Here is an 18,273-nt window from a genome sequence, read left to right on the forward strand (position 1 = left end):
CCCGCTTACTGGTACACCACCTGCGCCTTCAGGTTCGGCAGCACCTTCTTGGCGAAGGCCTGGAAGGCGCGGTTGTATTCGGGCGTGCACAAGGGGCCCGGCGTGCCGTCCTCGAACACGCGACTGGCCTCGAGCACGTTGCCCTTGAGTTGGTAGCTGGCGTGGTAACGCAGGCCGTCGGATTCGACCGTCAGATTGCTGGGCACCGCGATCACTTTCATGCTGGCCGGGAACTCGATGCGGTAGATCTCCTCGGAGCGACCGCCGGTGCACGCGGTTTCGCCTTCCGCGCTGAGGTCTTCGTTGGCGCTGGAGACGAAGGCGGCGACCGGCTGCGGATTCATGAACATCGGCCGCAGCGGGATCGCACCCGGCACCGGCAGCATCTGCGCGACCTCGAACTGAGCGTCGTAGGTCTGATGATCGAGCAAAGGCTTGGGATCGTCCTGGCGGAACGTGCCTTGCGCGACCAGGCCGCTGGCCTGGAAGTAGTTCTTGACCAGGTCCTTGGATTGTTCCTCGGTCATCTCGCGTAGCGCGCCGCGCAAGGAGACCGCCGGGAAACCCGACACCTCCACCGCGACCTTGCCCTTGACCGAGCCGTCCTCGCCCACGGTCAGATGGGTGGTCATGCGCTGGCGGTTGCGCTCGGAACGATAGGCCGGCGTGTGCGCCTTCAATTCGGGCTGGTCGACGCGCAGCACCGGCTTGCCGGCCACGTTCGGCGGCAGGTCGCCGAACGGGATGCCCTTGGCGGTGGCGTCCAGGTACAAGTCCAGTCCGGGCAGGTAATTGATCACGTGGTTGACGCTGGAGGCGACCGGAATCTCCGGCAGGCGGTAGACGTTGCCGGCGTTGACCAGGGCCTGGCTGGCCTCGATGCCCTTGGCCGCCAGCAGCGCCTGCAACAGGGTGGCGTGGTCCTTGCAGTCGCCCAGGCGGTTGTCGAGCACGAAGTCCTGGTCGCGCGGCACCACCGCGCCCAGGCCGATGCAGTTGCCGCCGTAATGGATATTGGTCGACACCCATTCGTACAGCGCGCGCGCAACCTCGCGCGGCTCGCGCTTGCCGGCCGCGATCTCGTCGGCCAGCTTGCGCACGCGCGCGGTCGGCACCGCCTTGGGCAGCGCGCGCTCGCCGTAGACGCGGGCGATGTCGCCGTAGCTGCGAAAGGTCGAGTAGGCGAAGCCGGGCGCGTCCTCGACCTGGTAGACCGAGTAGTTCTGGCGCTTGCTCTTGTTCGGCGTGCGGTTCTGGTAGCTCCATTCGACGATGCGGCGGTCGCCGACGGTGTCGTCTCGCACCTGCTTGAGCGCGCCCCAGGCCTTGTGCTGGGCCCACATCGCCGCGGGCGCGTCGATCTTGATGCGCACGTCGCCCGCGTACCGGTGGCTGCTGAAGCTGTCGAGTTCGGAGAACTGGCGGTCGAACATCGGCTGCTTGCCGATCAGGCGATAGGACAGCACCACGGTGTCGCCGGCGGCGACGTCGGGGAAGATCAGGCTGGTGGTGGCGATGTCGGAGAACGCCGGACCGCCGCCTTCGCGGCCGTCGTTGGTCTCGACCTGATAGTTGGACTTGGGCACCTCGATGCGGCGGCCGTCGGCCTTGCGCGTGTAGGCCTCGATCACCTCGATCGTCTGGATGCTGGCGCTGTAGCTGATCGATTCGCGCTTGGCGTATTCGATCGCGCGCTCGTCCAGCACCTTGAGCTCGGTCTCGCGCTGCTGAATGTAACTGCCGTCGGGCCGCACGGTGTAGCTCAGGTACGCGCGTTCGCTGCGCACCGGATCCTCGGATGCGGCCGGCGCGGCCGCGGGCGTCGCATTCTGAGCGGCGACGGTCGTAACCGTCAGCGCAAGGCCGATCGCGGCGCACAGCCGCAGTGTTGCGATACGCATCCCTTCCCCCTGTCGCTACGTTGGCGACGAACTCCGCGGGCGTGGCCGCGAGGCGTCGTCCTGAACCGGTCGCACGCCGGATGCGAGACGTTCTATCACATCGAACGCGCGCCGCTAAGACCGTTCCGGCGCAAGTCCGGCGCGGCACGTTTCGGGCACGAAAAAGGGGGCCGCAGCCCCCTTCGGATTTCGCTAAGCGCAGGCCTCAGGACGTCATCCGGTCCCAGAAGCCCTTGACCCCGTCCAGGAAGGTCGAGGAGCGCGGCGAGTGCTTGCGCGCGCCGTCGCCGATGAAGGTCGCTTCGAACTTCTCCAACAGCTCACGCTGTTCGACGGTCAGGTTGACCGGCGTTTCCACCACCACCCGGCAATACAGGTCGCCGGGCTTGCGGCTGCGCACCGACTTCACGCCCTTGTCGCGCAGACGGAACAGCTTGCCGCTCTGGGTTTCGAACGGAATCCGCAGCTCGACCTCGCCGCCCAGCGTGGGCACGCGGATCGTATCGCCGAGCGCGGCCTGCGAAATGCGGATCGGCACTTCGCAATGCAGGTCGTCGCCGTCGCGCTGGAAGATCTCGTGCTCGCGCACGCGCACTTCCACGTACAGATCGCCCGGCGGCGAACCGGCCGGGCCGGCCTCGCCTTCGCCGGTCAGGCGGATGCGGTCGCCGTTGTCGACGCCGGCCGGAATCTTGACCTGCAGGGTCTTGGTGCGTTCCACCCGGCCCTGGCCGTGGCAGTCCTTGCAAGGGTCGGCGATGGTCTGGCCGCGGCCGCCGCAATGCGGGCAGGCCTGCTGCATCGAGAAGATGCCGCGCTGGAAGCGGACCTGGCCGCGACCGCTGCAGGTGGTGCAGGTTTCGAGCTTGCCGTCGGCCGAACCCGAGCCGTTGCAGGTGTCGCATTCGTCCAGGGTCGGGATTTCGATCTGCTTGTCGAGGCCGCCGACCGCCTCTTCCAGCGACAGCTCCATCACGTAGCCGATGTCTGCGCCGCGGCGCGGTCCGCGCTGGCCGCCACCGCCGCCGAAGATGTTGCCGAAGATGTCGCCGAAGATATCGCCCATGTCGGCGTAGCCGGCTCCACCGCCGCCGCCACCGCCCATGCCGTGCTCGAACGCGGCGTGGCCATGCTGGTCGTAGGCGCGCCGACGGTTGGCGTCGGACAGCACCTCGTAGGCCTCCTTGCACTCCTTGAACGCGGCCTCGGCGGCGTTGTCGCCGGGATTGCGGTCGGGGTGGTGCTTCATCGCGCAGCGCCGATAGGCCTTCTTCAGGTCTTCGTCGCTGGCGTTGCGGGCCACGCCCAGCACTTCGTAGTAGTCGCGTTTGCTCATGGGCCGGGATTCGTGATTCGGGATTCGTGATTCGCTACAGCGCAAAACTCAGGGACGGAACCGGAGGGAGAATAGCGAAAGGAGCGGGAAAACCCGCTCCTTCGTTTCGCTCATTCCCGATCCCGAATCACGGCTTCTGGTCGTCCTTGACTTCGGTGAACTCGGCGTCGACCACGTCGTCGGACTTGGCGCCGGCGTTGCCGCCCGCGTCCGCGCCCGGCTGCTGGGCCTGGACCGCCGCGAACAGCGCCTGCGCCGCCTCTTCCAGGGCCTTGGACTTGGCCTCGATCTGGCCCTTGTCGTCGCCCTTCATCGCGGTCTCGAGCTCGGCGATCGCGCCCTCGGTGCGGCCGATCGCGTCGCCCGGCAGCTTCTCACCGTGCTCCTTGATCGTGCTGCGCGCCATGTGGATCAGGCCGTCAGCCTGGTTGCGGGCCTGGACCAGGTCGTGGAACTTCTGGTCTTCCTCGCGGTTGGCTTCCGCGTCGGCGACCATCTTGGCGATCTCGTCCTCGGACAGGCCCGAACCGGCCTTGATCTCGACCTTCTGTTCCTTGCCGGTCTTCTTGTCCTTGGCCGACACGTGCAGGATGCCGTTGGCGTCGATGTCGAAGGACACCTCGACCTGCGGCATGCCGCGCGGCGAAGGCTCGATGCCGGACAGGTCGAAGCGCGCCAGCGACTTGTTGTAGCGGGCCTGCTCGCGCTCGCCCTGCAGCACGTGCACGGTCACGGCCGACTGGTTGTCCTCGGCGGTGGAGAAGGTCTGCGAGGCCTTGGTCGGGATGGTGGTGTTCTTCTCGATGATCTTGGTGAACACGCCGCCCAGGGTCTCGATGCCCAGGCTCAGCGGGGTCACGTCCAGCAGCAGCACGTCCTTGACGTCGCCGGCCAGCACGCCGCCCTGGATCGCCGCGCCGATGGCGACGGCTTCGTCCGGGTTGACGTCCTTGCGCGGCTCCTTGCCGAAGAACTCGGCCACGGCCTGACCGACCTTGGGCATGCGGGTCTGACCGCCGACCAGGATCACTTCGCTGATGTCGCCCGCGCGCAGGCCGGCGTCGTTGAGCGCGATGCGGCAGGGCTCGATGGTCTTCTTGACCAGGTCCTCGACCAGCGACTCCAGCTTGGCGCGGGTCAGCTTGATGTTGAGGTGCTTCGGACCCGAGGCGTCGGCGGTCACGTACGGCAGATTCACTTCGGTCTGCTGGGCGCTGGACAGCTCGATCTTGGCGCGCTCGGCCGCGTCCTTCAGGCGCTGCAGGGCCAGCGGATCCTTGCGCAGGTCGATGCCCTGATCCTTCTGGAACTCTTCCACCAAGTAGTCGATGACGCGCTTGTCGAAGTCTTCGCCGCCCAGGAAGGTGTCGCCGTTGGTGGCCAACACCTCGACCTGCATTTCGCCGTCGACCGAGGCGATCTCGATGATCGACACGTCGAAGGTGCCGCCGCCGAGGTCGTAGACCGCGACCTTGCGATCGCCGCCCTTCTTGTCCATGCCGTAGGCCAAGGCCGCCGCGGTCGGCTCGTTGATGATGCGCTTGACCTCCAGGCCGGCGATCTTGCCCGCGTCCTTGGTGGCCTGGCGCTGGCTGTCGTTGAAGTAGGCCGGCACGGTGATGACCGCCTCGGTGACGGTCTCGCCCAGGTAGGCCTCGGCGGTCTTCTTCATCTTGGCCAGCACTTCGGCCGAGATCTGCTGCGGCGCCATCTTCTTGCCGTCGGCCGTCGACACCCAGGCGTCGCCGTTGTCGTGCTGGGCGATGCCGTAGGGCACCAGGTCCAGGTCCTTCTGCACTTCGGCGTCGGTGAACTTGCGGCCGATCAGGCGCTTCACCGCGTAAAAGGTGTTCTTGGGATTGGTGACGGCCTGGCGCTTGGCCGAGGCGCCGACCAGGACTTCGCCGTCCTTGGTGAAGGCGACGATGGACGGCGTGGTGCGATCGCCTTCCGCGTTCTCGATGACCTTGACGTTGCCGCCTTCCATGATCGCCACGCACGAGTTGGTCGTGCCGAGGTCGATGCCGATGATCTTGCCCATGGTGTTGCTCCCTCTCGAATGCTTTAGATGTTGCGGCTGCCGTTGAGGCGCCGATGTGCGTTATTTGGGGTCCGGTCGCGGGCGGTTCAAGCGCCCCCGCCTTCGCCCGTGCGCGCCGGCGCGCTCGCGCCGGCCACGGTTCAGGCGTCCTGGGCGACCACGACCAGGGCCGGGCGCAGCAGCCGCTCATTCAGCAGCCAGCCCTTCTGGTAGACCTGGACCACGTGGTTGGGGGCGACGCCCGGCGCCGGGACCATGCTCATGGCCTGGTGCTGCTCGGGATTGAACGGCTGGCCGGTCGGGTCGACCGCGACCAGGCCGTTGTCGCCGGCGACCTTGAGCAGCTGGCGCAGGGTCAGTTCCATGCCCTCGCGCAGCGCGCCGGCGTCGCCGCTGGCGGCGGCCAGGCCGGCTTCCAGGCTGTCGATCACCGGCAGCAGCTCGCCGAGCAGGCGCTCGTTGGCGAACTTGCGCGCCATGTCGATGTCGCGCGCCAGGCGCTTGCGTTGGTTGTCGAGTTCGGCGCGCTCGCGCAGCGCGTCCTCGCGGACCTGGGCCAGTTCGGCGCGCAGGGTCTCGACCTCGTTCGGCGCGGCGGCGGAAGCCGGGTCCTGCGCGTCGGGGTGGAGTTCGGTATTCGGATCGTGGTGGCTCATGCTGGGCTGGGTCCTGGCGGTACATCCGCGACAGGGGCAGCTATTGGGGCCAAGCCCGGACCGTTCAAGTGCGCAGCCCGCAGAAGTGCCGCGATCTGCGGCGATCGTGCGGCAACGGCGGCGAGCGCGGCGGTTCGACGCCGTTTTTAGGACGATGGCCATAACCGCAGGGCTATCGCGCCGCCATCGGCACCATTGAGCCGGAGCGCCGCAAGCCGCGACCGCACCTCCCCAACAACAACGACACCCCACCCACCCCCTGTAGGAGCGGCGCAAGCCGCGACCGCACCTCCCCAGCAACGACGACCCCCCACCCGCCCCCTATAGGAGCGGCGCAAGCCGCGACCGCACCTCCCCAACAACGACGACACCCCGCCCGCCCTTTGTAGGAGCGGCGCAAGCCGCGACCACGCCTCCCCAGCAACGACGACACCCCGCCCACCCCCTGTAGGAGCGGCGCAAGCCGCGACCACGGGAGTCGGCGACCGGCGCGCGCCCGGCTTCGACCGAAACCTCGGTGATCGGCGCCCTTCGGCTTCGGGCATCGCGGCTCACGCCGCTCCTACCCCAAAGCGACTGATCGGCGGCGGCGACAGCCTTGAGGCAGGAGCGACGCGAGTCGCGACCATAGCCACCGCTGGCGACGCCCACCCCGCCTCGCCCGCTTCCTGTGGGAGCGGCGTGAGCCGCGATGCCGAAGCGGCAGCGCACCGCGGGCGATAGACAACCCCGAAGCCAATACCCGCAGCACGACGGTGTTCGCGATCGCGGCTCACGCCGCTCCCACACAAGGCCAAGGCCCGCAGACAGAAGGCCAAGCCCCTAGACGCACGCCCGCTCAAGCCTCGGGCTTGAACGCATCCCCCAAGGCATCCGCCGCCGCCTGCACCACCGGGATCACCCGGTCGTAGGCCATGCGGGTCGGCCCGATCACGCCCAGCACGCCCAGCACCTGGCCGCCGGCGGTGTACGGCGCGGTCACCAGCGACACGCCTTCCAGCGGCGCCAGGCCGGTTTCCTCGCCGATGAAGATGCGCACGCCAGGAGCGTGGATGGTGCGCTCCAGCAGTTGCAGGATCTCGCGCTTGCGCGCGAAGGCCTCGAACAGTTCGCGCAGGCGATCGACGTCGGACAACTCCTGCACGCCCATCAGCCGGGTCTGCCCGGCCAGCACCATGTCGTCGTCGCGATCCGGCGCCAACGCCTGCTCGGCCAGCTCCACCGACTGCGCCAACAGCGCGGCCATTTCCGACTGCGCGCTGCGCAGCTCGTGCAGCAGGGTGGCGCGGATGTCGGCGACCGGGCGCCCGGCGAAATGGCTGTTGAGGTAGTTGGCGACCCGCTCCAGCTCGCCGCCGTCGTAGGGCCGCTTGGTTTGGATGATGCGGTTCTGCACGTCGTGATCGGCGAACACCAGGATCGCGAGCACGCGCTGCGCGTCCAGCGGAACGAAATCGATGCGCCGGAACGCGAACTGCTCGCGCTTGGGCACGCTGACCACGCCGACGAAATGGGTCATCGCCGACAGCAGCTCCGAGGCGCTGCCGAGCAGGGCCTGGGTGCCCGAGCCGGTCGGCAGTTCGCTGCGCAGGCGCGCCAGGTCGCCCTCGGGCAGCGGCCGCACCTGCAGCAGCGAATCCACGAACAGGCGGTAGCCCTGCGCGGTCGGTATGCGCCCGGCCGAGGTATGCGGCGCGCTGAGCAGGCCGGCGTCCTCCAGGTCGGACAGTATGTTGCGGATGGTCGCCGCGCTCACGTCCAGGCCGGCATGGCGCGCCAGCGTCTGCGAGCCGACCGGCTCGCCGCTGTGGATGTAGCGCCCGATCAGCGTGCGCAACAACTGGCGCGCGCGCGGGTCCAGGCTGAGGTCGGAAGAACGGCGATTCATCGCTGTCGATATAAGCGCGCCGGGCGGCGGGCGCAAGCGCGGCGATGCGGGCGCGCCGTTCCTGCGGCGGGAAGGCCGCGTCAGAGGGGGCTGGCCTTGCGGCGCCTGGCAGCCAGGTAATCGCGGCTTATACCGCTCCTACAGTAAGCATTCCTGCACGCGCGCCATTCGACCCGCCCGCTTTGGGGCAGGCGCGACGTAGGTCGCGACCGCGCCACCTAGCAAAGACGCCAACTAACCAGTCCGGCACCTCAATGCCTACGCACCCTGAGGGGCGACGCCCCACAGGGATGTCCGTCGGCCACAAGCCGCGATTGCGCCCCGACCTTCGCGCCCCGCACAACCACCCGCCCCTCAACGCCCGAAACCCGCCCCTTTCACCCCAATCTCAACCCCGGAGACAAATCCGACACAGATTGGCGGCATTCCCTGCTAGCCCGGTCACCCCCGACCCGGCACAATCGCCGCTCCACAACGCCGCCAGCGCATGCTCACCCACCTTTCCCTCAAGCATTTCGTCGTGGTCAGCGCGGCCGAACTCTCGTTCGGCCCGGGTTTGACCGTGATCTCCGGCGAGACCGGCGCCGGCAAGTCGCTGCTGGTCGACGCCCTGGGTCTGATCAGCGGCCTGCGCGCCGACAGCGGCGTGGTCCGCCACGGCGCCGACCGCGCCGAGCTGGTCGCCGACTTCTCGCTGGAAGACGCCGCGCCGGCGGCGGCCTGGCTGCGCGACAACGAACTCGACGAGGACGACAGCTGCCAGGTCCGGCGCGTGATCCGCGCCGACGGCGGTTCGCGCGCCTGGATCAACGGCCGCCCGGCCACCCTGGGCCAGCTCGCCGATCTGTCCTCGCGCCTGGTCGAGATCCACGGCCAGCACGAACACCAGGCCCTGCTGTCCAAGGCCAGCCAACTCGCCCTGCTCGACGCCTACGCGCGCAACGACGCCGCGCGCGCCGCGGTCGAAACCGCCGCGCGCGACTGGAGCGCCCTGCTGCGCGAACGCGACGCCCTGATCGCCAAGGGCGACGTGTCCGAACGCATCGGCTGGCTGGAACATCAGCACGCCGAACTCGAACGCGAAACCCTGGAACCCGAGGCGATCGCGCGCCTGAACGCCGATCACAAGCGCCACGCCCACGCCGCCGGCCTGATCGCCGCCTGCGACGACGCCTTCGCCCGTCTCGGCGGCGAGGACGGCCCCTCGCTGTCGCGCAATCTGCAGCAGGTGCGCGCAGAACTGCAGCGCGTGGTCGAGCACGAGGCGCGCCTGAGCGACGTCGACGCCATGCTCGACGCCGCCGCGATCCAGGTCGACGAAGCCCTGGCCCTGCTCGGCCGCGTGCGCGACGACCTCGACCTGGACCCGTCCGCGTTCGACACCCTGGAACAACGCCTGGGTCGTCTGCACGAACTCGCGCGCAAGCACCGCGTCGCCCCCGAACAGCTGGCCGCGCACCGCGACGGCATGGGCGCCGAACTCGAAGTCCTGCGCGGCGCCGGCGAACGCCTGGCGCGCCTGGACGGCGAAATCGCCGGCGCGCGCAAGGCCTGGCGCGGCAGCGCCGACGCCCTGACCGCCTCGCGCCGCAGCGCCGCCCACACCCTGTCGGCCGCCACCACCGGCCTGATCGGCGAGCTCGGCATGGGCGGCGGCCGTTTCGAGATCGCCCTGGAGCCCCTGGACGAAGACCGCCCCGACCCGCAGGGCGGCGAGCGCGTCGAGTTCCTGGTCGCGGCCAACCCCGGCCAGCCCGCGCGCGCCCTGCGCAAGGTCGCTTCCGGCGGCGAGCTCTCGCGCGTGTCGCTGGCGATCGAAGTCGCCGCGCTGGGCCTGGACACGGTCCCCAGCATGGTCTTCGACGAGGTCGATTCCGGCATCGGCGGCGCGGTGGCCGAGATCGTCGGCCAGAAGCTGCGCGCGCTGGGCGCCAGCCGCCAGGTCCTGTGCGTGACCCACCTGCCCCAGGTCGCGGCCCAGGGCCACGCCCATTACCGGGTCAGCAAGTCGGCCAGCGAAGGCGTCACCCAGAGCGCGGTTCAGCGCCTGGACGCCAAGCAGCGCGAGGAGGAACTGGCGCGCATGCTCGGCGGCGTCGAGCTGACCAAGGAAGTGCGCGCGGCGGCCAAGCGGTTGCTCGCGGATGTGGTTTGATCGATCCGTGTAGCGCTGCGACCGGTGTGTCGTTCAAGCACTCGTGGCGCAGCTCACTCCGTGGCAGCTGCCGAGTTCAATTTTTTAGTACTTGCTCGACGCGCGCCAGGCTCTGTGCGCGCGTCTCCGGCGTATGAATTCCAGAGTTTTCGATCGCAACTCGTGCGGATCCGAGGACTTCCCTCAGATACGCCACATCGTCGGAACTCAGTTCGACCTTCATATCAGCCTCAGCGCTTCTTGCGCACGTACAGCACCAGCGAGTGCTCTTCGATCTCGTAGCCGTGCTTGGCCGCGATCTTGCGCTGCAGCTCTTCGATCTCGGCGCTTTCGAACTCGATGATCTTGCCGGTCTCGATGTCGACCATGTGGTCGTGATGATGGCCGCGGTCGAGCTCGTACACCGACTGCCCGGCCTCGAAGTTGTGCTTGAGCACCAGGCCCGCGGATTCGAACTGGGTCAGCACGCGGTAGACCGTGGCCAGGCCGATGTCCTCGCCCTTTTCCAGCAGCAGCCGGTAGATGTCCTCGGCGGTCATGTGGCGCGGCTTGGACTGCTCCAACAGCTCCAGGATCCGCATGCGCGGATGGGTGACCTTGAGTCCGGCGTTGCGCAGGTCCTGCGATTCCATCTGATCGTCCCTCTTTAATCGTGCTGACCGGCGGCCCGGGCCGGCGTTCGCGCGCCGGCGGCGCGGCGGCCGCGGCCGGAACGGCGGATGAACGCGTCTCGGCGCGCCCCGGTCCAGCCCTTGTGGATGCGGCCTTCAGTGTATCATCGGCGCGTTACCCGCCCGTCGCAGACATAGGTCCCAGCACACGATGCGCAAGCTCCTGCTCGTCCTTTCGATCGCCTTGATCACCTCCGGTTGCGGCATTCTCTATAAGCAGCCGATCTACCAGGGCAACCTGCTCGAGAAGACCGCGGTCGACCAGCTGCAGACCGGCATGACCAAGCAGCAGGTGCAATTGCTGCTGGGCAGCCCCTCGATCGAAGACCCGTTCCACCACGATCGCTGGGACTACACCGCGACCCAGCGCACCGGCCGCCTGGCGCGGACCGAGAAGAAGAACCTGGTCCTGTACTTCGAGAACGACGCCCTGGCCCGCTGGGACGGCGATTACTTCCCGGAGCAGGACGAGCAGATCGCCAAGGCCGCGCCGAAGCAGTTCGGCCGCAACCTGGCCAAGGAAAAGGACAAGAAGCGCCGCCGCTGAGGCCGCGCTTCCCCGATTCCCGGCGTTTCCGGCACCGCCGCGGCGGTGCCACCCCCTACTTGGACGACCCGCCCTTGAGCGGTCCGCGCGCCTGCGCGCGGCGCCGGCGTGCGTCCTTGGGATCGGCCAGCAAGGGCCGCAGCAGCTCGACCCGGTCGCCGTCGCGCAGGACCGCATCGGGCTCGGCGCGCACCCCGTACACCGCGTAGGCCACCGCCTCCTCGTCCTGCGCCCAGCCCGCCGCGGCCAGCGCATCGCGCAGGCGCGCGCCCTCGGGCAGGTCCAGCGAGCAGGCCTCGAACCGGCGCGGCCAGGCCCGGACCATCTCGATCTTCACGCCTCGTCCCCGCGATCGGCGACCCGTACGAAGTCGTCGACCATGCGGTCGGCCAGGCTCTGGAAGCCGATCGCCATCGCCGGGCCCAGCAGCTTCACCGCCGGCTCGAACTCCAGGGTCAGGGTGACCTTGCAGGCCGACTCGTCCAGGGCGTGGAACTCCCAGCGCCCGCCTAGCTGGCGGAACGGGCCGTCGACCAGCTTGAGCTCGATATGGTGCGGCGGCGCCAGGGTATTGCGGGTGGTGAACCAGGTCCGCAGCGCCCCCAGGCCCAGGTCCAGCCGCGCCACCATGTGGCTGTCGCTGGCCTCCAGCACCTGCGCGTTCTCGCACCAGTCGAAGCGGCGCGGATAGGCCGCGACGTCGTTGACCAGCGCGTACATGCGCGCGGCGGAATGTTCGACTAGAGCGGATCGACGGATGGTCGGCATGGAATATTCGCTAGCGGCCGCGCAATCGGGGACAATGGCGCGATGGCTAAAAATGCAAACAACAAGGCCGGCAAGGATAAAGGAAAGGGCGGCGCCGGCGGCACCATTGCCCTGAACAAGCGCTCGCGCCACGACTACCACCTCGAGGAACGCTTCGAGGCGGGTCTGGCCCTGCAGGGCTGGGAGCTCAAGTCGATCCGTGCCGGGCGCGCCAACATCACCGACGCCTACGCGGTCATCCGCGAGGGCGAGATGTTCCTGTACGGCTCCCAGATCAACCCGCTGATCTCGGCCTCGACCCACGTCGTGGCCGAGGAACGCCGCACCCGCAAACTGCTGCTGCACCGGCGCGAAATCGACAACCTGATCGGCCGGGTCCAGCGCGACGGCTACACCGTGGTGCTCACCGCGCTGTACTGGAAGGGCAACAAGGTCAAGGCCGAGATCGCCCTGGCCAAGGGCAAGCAGAGCCACGACAAGCGCGAAGTCAGCAAGGAACGCGACTGGGCGCGCGAGAAGCAGCGCGTGATGCGGCGCCATAACCGCGACGCTTGAGGGCGGGATTCGGGATTCGAGCAGAGCTTGGACCGCTAAGTCACTCCCGCTCCGTCATGCCCACGAAAGCGGGGATCCAGTGACTTCAGCGCCATGCCGCGATGCAGGCCCGTACTCATCAAAGCGACGCAAGCCGGCCGCCGACACTTCGACTGGCTCACCGAGACCTACTCGGAGAGCATTGTCGCGATAGCGCTTCCTCCCCCTTTGAAAAAGGGGGATTGAGGGGGATTTGCTTTTGGAACGACGCAAACCCGCGCAGGGTCCCACGAGCTCACCTGGAACGATTCCGCACACATTAGCGACGCGGCAAACCGCAAACGATGCGCAGCATCGCTAAACGTTCAAGCCCCTACTCCCCCGGCAAGGTAAACGTAAACGTCGCGCCCTTCCCTTCCACGCCTTCGGCGCGGATGCTGCCGCCGTGGCGCTCGACGATGCGCTTGACCGAGGCCAGGCCGATGCCGTGGCCGGGGAAGTCGCTGTCGGTGTGCAGGCGCTGGAACGGCCGGAACAGCTTGCCCACGTACTCCTGGGCGAAGCCCGCGCCGTTGTCGCGCACGTGGAACTCCGCCAGCCCCTGGGCATTGGTGACGGCGCCGAACTCGATGCGCGCCTGGGCCTGGCCGCGGGTGAACTTCCAGGCGTTGCCGAGCAGGTTCGCCAGCAGGTTGCGCAGCAGCGCCGCGTCGCCGACCACCTGCAGACCGGGTTCGATCTCGACCTCGACGCTGCGCTGCGGGTCGGCGGTGCGCAGCTCTTCGACGATCTCGGCCGCCATCCTGCTCAGATCGATGCGGTCCAGCTTGAGCTCGCTGCGCGACAGCCGCGACATGTGCAGCAGCGCGTCGATCAGCTCGCCCATGCGCCCGGCCGCCTTGCGCACCCTGCCGAGGTAATCCCGGCCGGCATCGTCCAGTTGCGCGGCATGCTTCTCGATCAGGATGCGGCTGAAGCCCTCGATCGCGCGCAGCGGCGCGCGCAGATCGTGCGAGACGCTGTAGGCGAACGCTTCCAGCTCCTGGTTGGCCATGCTCAGCTCGCGGGTGCGCAGGGCCACGCGCGCCTCCAGGGTGCGGTTGAGCGCGTGCACGCGCGCCTCCGCGCGCAGGCGCTCGGTCACGTCCTCGACCTGGACCAGGCCGGCGATGTCCTGGCCGACGTTGCCGGGCACCGGCGAATAGGTCAGCTGGACCTGGCGCACCAGCCCGTCCTCGCGATGCAGGCGCCGCGTCGCGCGGTGCACGCCGTCGGTGTCGGTGCGGCCGGTGGCCTTGCCGATCAGTTCATGATCCTCGTTCTCGAACAGGCCGTCGAAACGCGTGCCCAACAAGGCCGCTACATTGTTGCCGACGATCGCGATCAGGGCCGGATTGGCTTCGACGATGCGGCCCTCGCTGTCCAGCAGCGCCTTGCCGATCGCCGAGTAGCGCATCGCGCTGCGAAAACGGGTCTCGCTGCGGCGATAGTCCTCGGTCATGCGCAAGGCGATCTTGCGCGCGCGCGCCTCGGTGCGGGCCAGGGTCAGCGCCACCGCATACAGCAGCAACGAGGCGAACAAGCCCAGCGCCAGCATGTTCTGCAAGCTGGCCAGGCGCGGCGCCGACTGCGCCTGCGGTGTGGATTCGAATTCCAGCCGCCAACGTCGGCCGTACACGTCCAGCGTGGTCGAGTGGCGGAACGCCGGCTCCACTTCGTCGCGCTCGCGCGGACTGGCGTAAAGCAAGGTACTGCTGGCGCCTTCGACATCGTAGACGCGGAAGCGCGCATCCTTGAACGCACTGCCCATCGAGTTTTCGGCGAAGCGTTGCATGCGGAACGGCACGTAGACCCAGCCTTGCATCGAGCTGCGGCGCGCGTCCAGGCTCTGCGGGCGGTCGCCGCCGCGATACACCGGCAGGTACAGGACCAGCCCGACGTTCTTCTCGGCGCCGTCCTGGATCAGGTGCAAGGGTCCGGTCAGCTGCGGCTGGCCGGACTCCAGCGCGGCCAGCATCGCGGTCGCGCGGGTCGGTTCGGAGTACATGTCGTAGCCGACCGCCGCCACGTTGGCCGCCGTCTTCGGCTCCAGGTACAGGATCGGGCCGTAGTCGCGGCGCACGCCGCGCGGGCGCACCTCGAGCATGCCGTAACCCGACTCGCGCCACTCGGTCTGCAGATCCGGCAGGCGTGAACTGCGCACGTAGCCGCCGAAGCCCAGCCCCAGCATCGCCGGAAACCGCTGGCTCAGGTTCATGCCCTCGACATAGGCGCGCCACTGCTGCGGGGTCGGCCGCGCCACCGAGGCGAACAGCGACACGCCGCCGCCGGCCACCAATTCGTAATAGATCAGACGCTGCCGCATCAGGTCGGTGATGACCTCGGTCTGCGCCTGAAACTCCGACTCGGCCGTGCGCAACTCGCGGTCGCGCGCCACCGTCCAGGTCGTGAACACCAGCACCAGCGCGCCGATCAGCACCAGCAATGCGAGCAGGTAGCTGCGACGCGGCACCAGGCCGGACAGCTGTGCGACGGCGGAATCGTCCAGATCGGTTGAGCTCATGCCGCGAGCATACAAGCCGAGCCAGCGCGCAGGCACGTTTCTGGCACGCCCGTCGGCTAGGGCCCCGCCGGCTCGCGCCGGGACGGCGATGGCGCCTCGCGGCGCAGCTCCTCCAGCATCAGGGCGTTCACGCATTCCAGGTGTTCGCCGGCGATACGCCGGCACAGGCGCGCCCAGCGCCGCTGCTCGCCGGCGTTGCGCCCGGCTCGCTCCAACTGCGCGACCTGCAGCTCGATCTCGCGCGCCAGCCACAGCAGGCTGTCGCCGTTGCGGCTTTCGCGTTCGGCCAGTTCCGGCAACGAGGGTGGACGCCGCATCGACACCGCCAGCACGCAGGCCGCGGCCGCGACCAGCAGCGCCAGCGCCGCGGCCAGACCGGCCGCCACGTCCGCGGCATCCGCCCATTCCCCGCGCAGCGGCGACGCCGGTTCGGCGGCCGCGATCGCGACCCGGGCAGTGGTGTCGGATTCGCGCAGCGGCGCGGCGACGACGAGATCAGGTGCGCGCATCGGCATCAGCCCCGCCCGCTCCGGCGCGGCAGCGCCATCAGCTCGATCGCGCTGACCCGCCCGGCGCAGGCCTCGGCCATGCGCAAAGCACGGTTGCGCGTAGAAACGAAGCCTCTAATGCGCATTTGACGCAGCATTTCTGTGGACACACCGGCGGCCTTGGCCGCCGACCCGACTGTCGCGAAGCAGGCGACATAACGCTGGATCGGATTTTCGCGGGAATTTCCGCTCTCCGCGCGGGCGGCTACTGCTGCACGAGCTATATCGGCCACGACATCCCTATCGTCGTCTATGCGATTCCAACATACAACTTGAAGTAGCGAAATACAACACCTAAAAAGTGTGATTCGTTTCCACAAGATGCGCAAGAATGAGTTGCGCTCTCCCGCGCAAGAACGAGTGGACACCCGGTGACGGACAACCGATCGAGCCTGGCAGGACGCACAGGCGGTACCGCATGAGCACTACACCTCACGACGAATTCGCCCGCCGCCTGCATCAGGCGCTGGATTTTTCCGGCTTCGCCAAAGGCCGCGCCCGCACCGGCGCACTCGCGTCGTACTACGGCGTGAGCCGCGAGACCGCGCGCAAATGGCTGATCGGCCTGGCCCTGCCCGAGCTGGAGCGCATGCTCTCGATCGCGGTCCAGCAGCACGTTAGCTTCGAATGGCTGGCCACCGGCCGCGGCACCATCGAAGGCAAGTCGCTGTCGGTGCGCGATCAGACCACCAAGTACAGCGACCCCGACGAGCTGCGCCTGATGGGCCTGATGCGCAAGCTGTCGCGCAAGAAGCGGCGCGCCCTGATCGAGTTGCTGGACGGTCACTGAGCCGGCGCGGGCACTGCCCGCCGCGGATCGCAGTTCCTCCTCGTTCGGCACGACGGCCGTCGCGTCGAGCCTGCGCCGTGGGCGTCGCATCGGGCGAGATCGTGCGGACGTGTCGCGCGCGCCGGGCCCGGGGCGATGGACGCTCGCATCGCCGTCGCGTCGAGCCGGACCCGACGCGACGGGAACAGGCGCGGCTGTTTGCGTGTTGCGCCCCTGCCGTCGGACCCGCCCCGCGCGCCGCGCCGCCGCGATCCCGGCGTCAACCATCCGTAGTGCCCGGCCTCCACCTGAGGCCACATTTCGCCCGGATTTAACGCGCCCGGATCGACGCTGTGCGAGCTCGCACCGCTCGACCGCCATCGCAACGGCCATCGCACGGATCCGCTCCCCGCCGCCCCGGCTCGACCGATGTCCGCCCGTCCAGGCCGCGCCGACCGGCCTTGCCGGCCCGCCGTCGGCGCATCCCCACAGGAGAGCGGTCATGAGCGACAAATCCACGGTAGTGCTGGTGCACGGTTTCTGGGGCGGCGCGGCCCATTGGAGCAAGGTCATCCTCGAGCTCAAGCGCAAGGGCTACCCCTCGATCCGCGCGGTCGAACTGCCGCTGACGTCCTTGGCCGACGATGCCGAGCGCACCCGCAAGATGGTCGCCCAGGTCGACGGGCCGGTGGTGCTGGTCGGCCATTCCTACGGCGGCGCGGTGATCAGCCAGGCGGGCAATCTGCCCAATGTGGCGGCCCTGGTCTATATCGCCGCGTTCGCGCCCGACGCCGGCGAAAGCCCGGGCGGCATCACTCAAGAGCACCCGCCGATCGCGGCCGCGAACCTGGCGCCCGACAGCGACGGCTACCTGTGGGTGCAGGCCGACAAGTTCCACGAAAGCTTCTGCCAGGACCTCACGCCCGACGAGGGCTACATCATGGGCATCACCCAGAAGGCGCCGCTGGCCAGCACCTTCGGCGATGCGGTGAGTGCGCCGGCCTGGAAGCACAAGCCGTCCTGGTATCAGATTTCCAGCGAGGACCGCATGATCGCGCCGGAGAACCAACAGCGCATGTCGGCGCGACTGGGCGCGCGCAAGGTCATCGAACTGGCGGCCAGCCACGCCTCGCTGGCGTCCAGGCCGGCCGAAGTCGCCGCACTGATCGACGAAGCGGCGCGGGCGACCGCCTGAGCTGCGCGCACGCCGCGCGATCTCGCGATCGCGCGGCGTCCCGGGCTCGCGTTCGGCTTAGAGCTTGCCTTCCGAACCGGTGTAGCTGACGTTCCAGACCTTGCCCTTGTCGTCGACCATGCAGGCCCAGGGCGCGTCCGCGCCCGGTACCTTCACCTTGACCCCGGTGCCGGCCTGGCTCCACTCGGCGCTGATCACCGACAACGTGTTCGCCTGGACGCTGGTGGTCTTGGCGACCGCGGCCAGACAGGCCTTCTCGGCGGCCGGATGCGATTCGCGCGCGCCGGTCTTGGGCGCGGCTGCGGGCTTCGCGGCGGCAGCGGCGGCGCCGAGCTGGCACACACCGTTCGCGCGGTTCTTGCCGGTGTAGGACAGGCTGGGCGAGCCGTCGGGATTGATGGTGATCGACAAGGTCACGCCGGTCGCGGCGTCCTTGGCTTCGTAGTAGTTGTCGTTGAAGCGCTTGAGCTTGGTTTCCTTACCGTTGACGTACACCGGACCGCCTTCGTCGGCGTGCACCGACAGATTGCCCGGACAGGTGCCGTTGAGCTGCGGGATGCCCGCGTAGGCGTTGCAGGCGAACAGGGACGCGGCGGCCGCGGTGGAGACGAGGATCCATTTCATGGCAAGAACTCCGTAGTTGGGGGAAACGCGCTGCGGTGGTGAGGCGCGGGGCCTGATGTTGCCTGTGCGCCCGTCAA

Annotated in this window: 18 protein-coding genes; 5 read left to right on the forward strand and 13 right to left on the reverse strand. The window is 68.6% G+C overall.

From position 1 onward, the window contains the following. Positions 1-5 precede the first annotated feature (5 nt). The 5 genes from BMZ45_RS12885 to hrcA form a co-directional block, all read right to left on the reverse strand. Complete coding sequence (locus tag BMZ45_RS12885; RefSeq protein ID WP_091636949.1) at positions 6-1,901, reverse strand: DUF3857 domain-containing transglutaminase family protein; 1,896 nt, start codon at positions 1,899-1,901, stop codon at positions 6-8. 205 nt (positions 1,902-2,106) lie between these two features. After that, on the reverse strand, positions 2,107-3,237 hold the full coding sequence (gene dnaJ / locus BMZ45_RS12890; protein WP_091636950.1) for a molecular chaperone DnaJ: 1,131 nt from the start codon (positions 3,235-3,237) through the stop codon (positions 2,107-2,109). Positions 3,238-3,364: 127 nt separating this feature from the next. Beyond that, entirely contained in the window at positions 3,365-5,278 is a 1,914-nt protein-coding gene (gene dnaK, locus BMZ45_RS12895; RefSeq protein WP_091636951.1) for a molecular chaperone DnaK, read from the reverse strand. Positions 5,279-5,418: 140 nt separating this feature from the next. Next, complete coding sequence (grpE, locus tag BMZ45_RS12900; RefSeq protein ID WP_091636952.1) at positions 5,419-5,934, reverse strand: nucleotide exchange factor GrpE; 516 nt, start codon at positions 5,932-5,934, stop codon at positions 5,419-5,421. Positions 5,935-6,772: 838 nt separating this feature from the next. Further along, positions 6,773-7,822, reverse strand: a complete 1,050-nt coding sequence (hrcA, locus tag BMZ45_RS12905; protein WP_091636953.1) for a heat-inducible transcriptional repressor HrcA — start codon at positions 7,820-7,822, stop codon at positions 6,773-6,775. A 487-nt stretch (positions 7,823-8,309) separates the two neighbouring features. Between hrcA and recN the strand changes: the two genes are divergently transcribed. Then, positions 8,310-9,977 (forward strand): DNA repair protein RecN, encoded by a 1,668-nt coding sequence (gene recN, locus BMZ45_RS12910; RefSeq protein ID WP_091636954.1) that lies wholly within the window; start codon positions 8,310-8,312, stop codon positions 9,975-9,977. Between the two features lie 76 nt (positions 9,978-10,053). Here the strand turns inward: recN and BMZ45_RS21685 are convergent, their stop codons facing one another. Continuing rightward, complete coding sequence (locus BMZ45_RS21685) at positions 10,054-10,200, reverse strand: hypothetical protein (RefSeq protein ID WP_175489058.1); 147 nt, start codon at positions 10,198-10,200, stop codon at positions 10,054-10,056. A 7-nt stretch (positions 10,201-10,207) separates the two neighbouring features. Then, entirely contained in the window at positions 10,208-10,609 is a 402-nt protein-coding gene (gene fur / locus BMZ45_RS12915) for a ferric iron uptake transcriptional regulator (RefSeq protein ID WP_091636955.1), read from the reverse strand. A gap of 190 nt (positions 10,610-10,799) precedes the next feature. Between fur and BMZ45_RS12920 the strand changes: the two genes are divergently transcribed. After that, complete coding sequence (locus BMZ45_RS12920; protein WP_056174978.1) at positions 10,800-11,195, forward strand: outer membrane protein assembly factor BamE; 396 nt, start codon at positions 10,800-10,802, stop codon at positions 11,193-11,195. Between the two features lie 55 nt (positions 11,196-11,250). Here the strand turns inward: BMZ45_RS12920 and BMZ45_RS12925 are convergent, their stop codons facing one another. Both BMZ45_RS12925 and BMZ45_RS12930 read right to left on the reverse strand, forming a co-directional pair. After that, complete coding sequence (locus tag BMZ45_RS12925) at positions 11,251-11,520, reverse strand: RnfH family protein (RefSeq protein ID WP_175489079.1); 270 nt, start codon at positions 11,518-11,520, stop codon at positions 11,251-11,253. Between the two features lie 8 nt (positions 11,521-11,528). Next, on the reverse strand, positions 11,529-11,963 hold the full coding sequence (locus BMZ45_RS12930) for a type II toxin-antitoxin system RatA family toxin (protein WP_091636957.1): 435 nt from the start codon (positions 11,961-11,963) through the stop codon (positions 11,529-11,531). Positions 11,964-12,005: 42 nt separating this feature from the next. Between BMZ45_RS12930 and smpB the strand changes: the two genes are divergently transcribed. Further along, a complete protein-coding gene (smpB, locus tag BMZ45_RS12935) occupies positions 12,006-12,518 on the forward strand; it encodes an SsrA-binding protein SmpB (RefSeq protein ID WP_091636958.1) in 513 nt (170 codons plus the stop codon). Positions 12,519-12,870: 352 nt separating this feature from the next. Here the strand turns inward: smpB and BMZ45_RS12940 are convergent, their stop codons facing one another. Genes BMZ45_RS12940 through BMZ45_RS21295 form a run of 3 tightly spaced genes read right to left on the reverse strand, consistent with a single transcriptional unit; the run spans position 12,871 to position 15,841 of the window. After that, the gene (locus BMZ45_RS12940; RefSeq protein ID WP_175489059.1) at positions 12,871-15,060 is read right to left on the reverse strand and encodes a CHASE domain-containing protein; all 2,190 of its coding nucleotides are present in this window, start codon (positions 15,058-15,060) and stop codon (positions 12,871-12,873) included. A 56-nt stretch (positions 15,061-15,116) separates the two neighbouring features. Continuing rightward, entirely contained in the window at positions 15,117-15,569 is a 453-nt protein-coding gene (locus BMZ45_RS21690) for a hypothetical protein (RefSeq protein WP_175489060.1), read from the reverse strand. A gap of 5 nt (positions 15,570-15,574) precedes the next feature. Beyond that, complete coding sequence (locus tag BMZ45_RS21295; protein WP_139215504.1) at positions 15,575-15,841, reverse strand: hypothetical protein; 267 nt, start codon at positions 15,839-15,841, stop codon at positions 15,575-15,577. A gap of 185 nt (positions 15,842-16,026) precedes the next feature. Between BMZ45_RS21295 and BMZ45_RS12945 the strand changes: the two genes are divergently transcribed. After that, positions 16,027-16,398, forward strand: a complete 372-nt coding sequence (locus BMZ45_RS12945; RefSeq protein WP_091636960.1) for a helix-turn-helix domain-containing protein — start codon at positions 16,027-16,029, stop codon at positions 16,396-16,398. Positions 16,399-16,879: 481 nt separating this feature from the next. Beyond that, positions 16,880-17,572, forward strand: a complete 693-nt coding sequence (locus tag BMZ45_RS12950; RefSeq protein ID WP_091636961.1) for an alpha/beta hydrolase — start codon at positions 16,880-16,882, stop codon at positions 17,570-17,572. 57 nt (positions 17,573-17,629) lie between these two features. Here BMZ45_RS12950 and BMZ45_RS12955 read toward each other — a convergent pair whose 3' ends face one another. Continuing rightward, positions 17,630-18,196 (reverse strand): hypothetical protein, encoded by a 567-nt coding sequence (locus BMZ45_RS12955; RefSeq protein ID WP_091636962.1) that lies wholly within the window; start codon positions 18,194-18,196, stop codon positions 17,630-17,632. Positions 18,197-18,273 lie beyond the last annotated feature (77 nt).

The organism is Lysobacter sp. cf310 (genome assembly GCF_900114355.1).
GTDB lineage: Bacteria > Pseudomonadota > Gammaproteobacteria > Xanthomonadales > Xanthomonadaceae > Lysobacter.

Bases quoted from the DNA above. Each gene is read 5' to 3' on its own strand.
- BMZ45_RS12885 (WP_091636949.1), bottom strand. From the start codon at position 1,901: ATGCGTATCGCAACACTGCGGCTGTGCGCCGCGATCGGCCTTGCGCTG.
- dnaJ (WP_091636950.1), bottom strand. From the start codon at position 3,237: ATGAGCAAACGCGACTACTACGAAGTGCTGGGCGTGGCCCGCAACGCC.
- dnaK (WP_091636951.1), bottom strand. From the start codon at position 5,278: ATGGGCAAGATCATCGGCATCGACCTCGGCACGACCAACTCGTGCGTG.
- grpE (WP_091636952.1), bottom strand. From the start codon at position 5,934: ATGAGCCACCACGATCCGAATACCGAACTCCACCCCGACGCGCAGGAC.
- hrcA (WP_091636953.1), bottom strand. From the start codon at position 7,822: ATGAATCGCCGTTCTTCCGACCTCAGCCTGGACCCGCGCGCGCGCCAG.
- recN (WP_091636954.1), top strand. From the start codon at position 8,310: ATGCTCACCCACCTTTCCCTCAAGCATTTCGTCGTGGTCAGCGCGGCC.
- BMZ45_RS21685 (WP_175489058.1), bottom strand. From the start codon at position 10,200: ATGAAGGTCGAACTGAGTTCCGACGATGTGGCGTATCTGAGGGAAGTC.
- fur (WP_091636955.1), bottom strand. From the start codon at position 10,609: ATGGAATCGCAGGACCTGCGCAACGCCGGACTCAAGGTCACCCATCCG.
- BMZ45_RS12920 (WP_056174978.1), top strand. From the start codon at position 10,800: ATGCGCAAGCTCCTGCTCGTCCTTTCGATCGCCTTGATCACCTCCGGT.
- BMZ45_RS12925 (WP_175489079.1), bottom strand. From the start codon at position 11,520: ATGGTCCGGGCCTGGCCGCGCCGGTTCGAGGCCTGCTCGCTGGACCTG.
- BMZ45_RS12930 (WP_091636957.1), bottom strand. From the start codon at position 11,963: ATGCCGACCATCCGTCGATCCGCTCTAGTCGAACATTCCGCCGCGCGC.
- smpB (WP_091636958.1), top strand. From the start codon at position 12,006: ATGGCTAAAAATGCAAACAACAAGGCCGGCAAGGATAAAGGAAAGGGC.
- BMZ45_RS12940 (WP_175489059.1), bottom strand. From the start codon at position 15,060: ATGAGCTCAACCGATCTGGACGATTCCGCCGTCGCACAGCTGTCCGGC.
- BMZ45_RS21690 (WP_175489060.1), bottom strand. From the start codon at position 15,569: ATGCGCGCACCTGATCTCGTCGTCGCCGCGCCGCTGCGCGAATCCGAC.
- BMZ45_RS12945 (WP_091636960.1), top strand. From the start codon at position 16,027: ATGAGCACTACACCTCACGACGAATTCGCCCGCCGCCTGCATCAGGCG.
- BMZ45_RS12950 (WP_091636961.1), top strand. From the start codon at position 16,880: ATGAGCGACAAATCCACGGTAGTGCTGGTGCACGGTTTCTGGGGCGGC.
- BMZ45_RS12955 (WP_091636962.1), bottom strand. From the start codon at position 18,196: ATGAAATGGATCCTCGTCTCCACCGCGGCCGCCGCGTCCCTGTTCGCC.